A 5276-nucleotide genomic window follows, 5' to 3' on the forward strand; every position below is an offset into this window, starting at 1 on the left:
GTTGCCTATGAGAAACTTAAAAACGGAGTGCCGGAATCACAGCGGGCCGTAAATAAAAAAGCTCCTGGGACAGGAGCTTTTTTGGGGTGAATGATGGGACTCGAACCCACGACCCTCAGAATCACAATCTGATGTTCTAACCAACTGAACTACATCCACCATTTTGAGGACTGCAAATTTAGTGAGTCGCCTCGAATTTGCAAAAAACAATTTCAGTTCATTTTCGCGTAAAAGTGAGTCGCTCGCCCATTTGGCTTTCATCAAACCTTCCTTCGGCATATACCAGGTGCCCTGAAACAAAGGTATGCGTAACGGCTGAATGGAATTTGGTGCCCTCTAGGGGCGACCATCCACATTTAGAGAGAATATTTTCCTTGTGCACTGTCCAGGTAGAGTTGAGGTCAGCCAGCACCAGGTCGGCAAAATATCCCTCGCGGATAAAGCCGCGTTTCTCAACCTGAAAAAGAATAGCCGGGTTGTGACACATTTTCTGAACGATCTTCTCCAGACTTATTCTTCCCTGCTGATGAAATTCAAGCATGGCCACAAGGCTATGCTGCACCAACGGTCCGCCTGAGGGCGCTTTAAAATATGTATTGTTCTTTTCTTCCAGCAAGTGAGGGGCATGGTCAGTAGCAATGATATCAATGCGATCATCCAGCAATGCTTTGAATATTTCCTGCTGATCGTGTGAAGTTTTTACGGCAGGATTCCATTTTAACAATGTGCCCAGGCGTTTATAGTCAGCATCGTTAAACCACAAGTGATGAATGCATGCTTCGGCAGTGATCTTCTTTTTCTCCAATGGTATAGTATTATCGAAGAGCGCAGTCTCTTTCGCCGTTGAAATATGCAGAACATGGAAACGTGTGCCATGCTTCTTGGCTAATGCTATAGCAAACGATGATGATTTATAGCAGGCTTCCTCACTTCGTATCAGTGGGTGGTATTCGATGGGTACATCTTCGCCATAACGCTCTTTATACTCGGCTGTATTTTTACGGATCGTTGGTTCATCTTCGCAGTGCGATGCAATGAGCGCAGGGAATCGCGAGAAAAAACCTTCGAGTGTATCAGGATTATCCACCAGTAAATTACCGGTAGATGAACCCATAAAGATCTTTAGTCCGCATACTTTATTTATATCCGTCTTCATTACTTCATCAAGGTTATCGTTAGAAGCACCAATGAAGAATGAATAGTTTGCCAGCGAAGTGCGTGCTGCTATCTGGTATTTATCTTCCAATAAGGCTTGTGTAAAGGTGGGCGGATTGGTGTTGGGCATCTCCATAAAACTGGTAACACCACCAGCCACCGCTGCTTTTGCTTCGCTATAAATGTTAGCCTTGTGGGTTAATCCCGGTTCACGAAAGTGTACCTGGTCATCAATCGCGCCTGGTAACAGGTATTTTCCCTTCGCATCGATCACAAGATCGGCAGGATAAGATATTTCTTTTCCGATCTGCTCAATGTATTGGCCTTTAATCAATACATCTCCGGTAAAGACCTTGCCTTCGTTGACTATATTTGCGTTCGTTATCAGAATAGTTTTCATCACAGTAAAATTAGAAGCAAAAGTGTCTGCCATTACAACTTTCGAAGAATTTAATCTTAACAGGCAATTGCTTAATGCAGTTTCAGACCTGGGCTTTCAGCAGCCAACAGAGATTCAGCAGAAATCCATTCCCATTATATTGGGTGGGCAGGAGCTGATCGGTATTGCGCAGACTGGTACCGGAAAAACGGCAGCCTATCTTTTGCCAGTACTGATGAAAATAAAATATGCACAAGGCACTGAGCCGCGTGCTGTGATCCTGGCTCCCACCAAGGAACTCACTATTCAACTGGCGGAACATGCAAAGTTGTTATCCAAGTATACCGACATCCGCATACAGGCAATCTATGGTGGTATTGGTCCGAAAACACAGATCGAAAATATTCAGCAAGGTGTAGATATATTAATATCCACACCGGGTCGTTTCACCGAGATATACCAGAAGGGAGAGTTGCCGGTAAAGCAGGTAAAGATCCTGGTGCTTGATGAGGCCGATCGTATGATGGACATGGGCTTTATGCCGCAGCTCCGGAAAATCTTTGAAGTGCTTCCGCGCAAGCGACAAAATCTTTTGTTCTCTGCTACATTTCCGGAGAAAGTTGAAAAGCTGTCGGCCGAGTTTTTAGAGTTCCCTATTAAAGTAGAAGTAACGCCACAGGCAACGGCTGCAAAACAGGTAGAGCAGGAGTTGTATCATGTGCCGAACATAAAAACCAAGATCAACTTTATTGAATACCTGCTGAAGAATAAAGAAGATTTTAACCGTGTGATGATCTTTACCCGCTCGAAAGAAAACGCTGATAATGTTTTCAATTTCATTGAGCGAAAGCACCTCGGCCCGGTGCGTGTTATTCATTCCAACAAAGGGCAGAACAGTCGCATCAATGCGGTAAATGAATTTAAAGAAGGTAAACTTCGCGTATTGGTCTCCACCGATGTTACAGCCAGAGGAATTGATGTAGTAAAGGTTTCGCACGTAATCAACTTCGATGTTCCTATACTATATGAAGATTACGTGCATCGTATCGGTCGTACAGGTCGTGCCTTTCAGGATGGTAAAGCTTTGACCTTTGTAAACAGGGCAGAGGAATATCACATCGAAAAAATTGAAAAACTTATTCGCGAAAAGATACCGGAGAAATCTATACCTGAAGAAGTGGTTATCGAGAAAACATCTTTTGAAGAGAAGCAGGCTATTGCAAAAGATATCGATGATCGTAAACGCAGAGATGATCCGACTTTTAAAGGAGCGTTTCACGAAAAGAAAGCGAGCAACAAAAAAGTTGAGAAGAAGGCAGATAAGAAGAAAGAATATAGTAAAGCAGACGCCAAACGGAATGCGTTTAATTCGAAGAATAAAGCAAAAGCTGATAAACGAAGCGGGCGTAAGGCTGCAGACGACAAGAAATACAAGGGGAAAACCAGGTAGTTCTTTTTGATATAGTATACACATGGCAAGAACGCTGGCAGTCATTTTTTTAATTATAATATGTATGGCCAGCTCCGGGGCACAGGTTGTCAATAATGATATTCAGAATGGTTCTGTTTTATTATTGGATCATGACTTTATACAATCATCTACCAATCATGCCACAGTAGAGTGGAGCTGTATTAATAAATCACTTCGATCGCTTACAAGCAAATGTCTTACCTATCATAATGATCAGTGGTTTACATTTCGGGTTCAACAAACAGGTATATATTATTTAAATATAGCCTCACAGGTATGTCGCGATGCAAAGGGTATTCAGGCTATTGTGCTGGAAGGTTATCCGTGTGAGGGGAAACCTTACAGGATAATGCAGTGTATAGCGCAAATACGCGATCAGGATGTTTTTATCGCATTGGATTCGCTTCAGCCCGGGAAGGATTACTTTGTGAATATCGATGGCTTTTTAGGCGACTTCTGTAGTTTTAAAATCCAGCTAAGCACAGAAGCAAAGGGGTTCACGCTTAATAATCAGCATCTCGATACGCTGAGACTCGCTTCGACTTTGGACGGTAAGATTGTTACCCTCCAATGGACAGCAGATATAGCATTACAGGAAGCCCTGGAGGGATTCGAAATATACCGGAAAGAAGAACGCCTCCATAAGTCTGTTTTGATTGCTACAGTCCCAATCGCACTAAATTCAATCGGCACCTATACTACAGAGTATTCTTTACAGGATACACTAAAAAGCAGCGGACGATATGTGTATGAGGTTGCCGGTGTTTTTAGCCGAAGTAAAATTAAACAGACGTTGGATCGACAGCAGGTAGAGTATCGCCCTTCTATCGCTATAGATCCTTTTATCTATGCTTCGCTTGACTATAAATCGGGGACAAAAATTCAACTGTTACTGGTCGATGAGATGCGTGACATAATTCTGAAGCAGACATCATTTGTATTTGATTCAAAACGCGATGCCGTTCAGAAAGTATACATTGGCAATTATCTCGATCAGGGTATCAGCAGTTTCCTGGTTGTTTCAACCAACTTGAAAACATTTGAAAAACGTGTAGTTAGGTTTGCTTTATCTGAGCAGGGAAAAATTGAGCGAAAGTGAATTCCTTTAATGTCTTATTCTTTCACCATGTATTTCACGAAGTTTGATCTGGCATGCCGTTGAAAGGCGTGTGTGCAGGGCACATGGAAAAAATCTATTTCTATAAGAGAAACTCGTTAACTTGTTATTAAATCAATCGTAACGCCCACTATGAGTCTTATCCGTAAAACCGTCATCGCTATAGTATGTGCGATGAGCTTCTCATTGTCGTGCACGCAGCACAGCGATGTAAAAGCACAAACCATTTCCATTATACCAGAGCCTGTAAGTATGAAACAGGAGGCTGGTCATTTTCTTCTTACCAACACAACCACCATTAGTGTGCCGGCCAGGCAACCGGAAGTTGCACATATAGCACAATACCTCATTGATAAAGTGAAGCTTGCAACAGGCTATACACTTACATCGGCAGAAGGAGGCAAGGCACACATTACATTTACCCTGAATGCAAAGCCTGATGCGCGACTCGGCAAGGAGGGCTATACCTTACACACCGAAGCCGGCAAAGTTGATATTGCCGCCAACACACCCGCAGGATTATTCTACGGTGTGCAAACTTTTCTGCAACTTTTGCCAGGCAGCATTGAGTCAGCATCGCTGGTAAAAGATGTTGAGTGGAGAGCTGCCGCAGTAACCATTACAGACTATCCACGCTTTGCATGGCGCGGACAAATGTTTGATGTGAGCCGCCATTTCTTTACCAAAGAATATGTGAAGAAGTATATAGATCGCATGGCGAAGTATAAAATGAATCGCTTTCACTGGCACCTCACAGACGATAACGGCTGGCGTGTAGAGATCAAGAGTCTGCCGCGACTTACTTCCGTTGGCGCATGGCGCGTGCCACGTGTAGGAACGTTTGGCAGCAACGAAGCACCCAAGCCTGGTGAAGCTGCTACCGATGGTGGTTTCTATACACAAGCCGATATAAAAGAAATTATACAGTATGCCAAAGACCGCTATATAGAAGTGCTTCCGGAGATAGATGTGCCGGGCCATAGCATGGCAGCCCTTGCTTCTTACCCGGAGTTGTCAGTAACAAACGATTCTACCTTAAAGGTAAATCCCGGTTCAAGCTTCTCTACCTGGTTTGGCAATGGTAAATTTGAAATGCACCTTGATAATACTTTCGATCCTACCGATGAGAAAGTATATCAATTCCTGGATAAAGT

General features: G+C 43.3%; 4 protein-coding genes and 1 tRNA gene. 3 read left to right on the forward strand and 2 right to left on the reverse strand.

Going from position 1 to position 5276, the window contains the following annotated elements:
- Positions 1-82: 82 nt before the first annotated feature.
- Both VIN08_RS01190 and VIN08_RS01195 read right to left on the reverse strand, forming a co-directional pair.
- A tRNA-His gene (locus tag VIN08_RS01190) sits at positions 83-159 on the reverse strand.
- Between the two features lie 58 nt (positions 160-217).
- A complete protein-coding gene (locus VIN08_RS01195) occupies positions 218-1555 on the reverse strand; it encodes a dihydroorotase (protein ID WP_331958985.1) in 1338 nt (445 codons plus the stop codon).
- 22 nt (positions 1556-1577) lie between these two features.
- On the opposite strand from VIN08_RS01195, the gene VIN08_RS01200 reads away from it, so the two are divergent.
- The 3 genes from VIN08_RS01200 to VIN08_RS01210 all read left to right on the forward strand — a co-directional run.
- The gene (locus VIN08_RS01200; protein WP_331958988.1) at positions 1578-2984 is read left to right on the forward strand and encodes a DEAD/DEAH box helicase; all 1407 of its coding nucleotides are present in this window, start codon (positions 1578-1580) and stop codon (positions 2982-2984) included.
- A 64-nt stretch (positions 2985-3048) separates the two neighbouring features.
- Entirely contained in the window at positions 3049-4104 is a 1056-nt protein-coding gene (locus VIN08_RS01205) for a hypothetical protein (RefSeq protein WP_331958990.1), read from the forward strand.
- A gap of 150 nt (positions 4105-4254) precedes the next feature.
- Positions 4255-5276: beta-N-acetylhexosaminidase (locus VIN08_RS01210; RefSeq protein WP_331958993.1), on the forward strand; the 1022-nt coding region annotated here is incomplete at its 3' end.

It is taken from the genome of Ohtaekwangia sp. (assembly GCF_036568665.1).
Classification (GTDB): Bacteria; Bacteroidota; Bacteroidia; order Cytophagales; family Cyclobacteriaceae; genus Ohtaekwangia.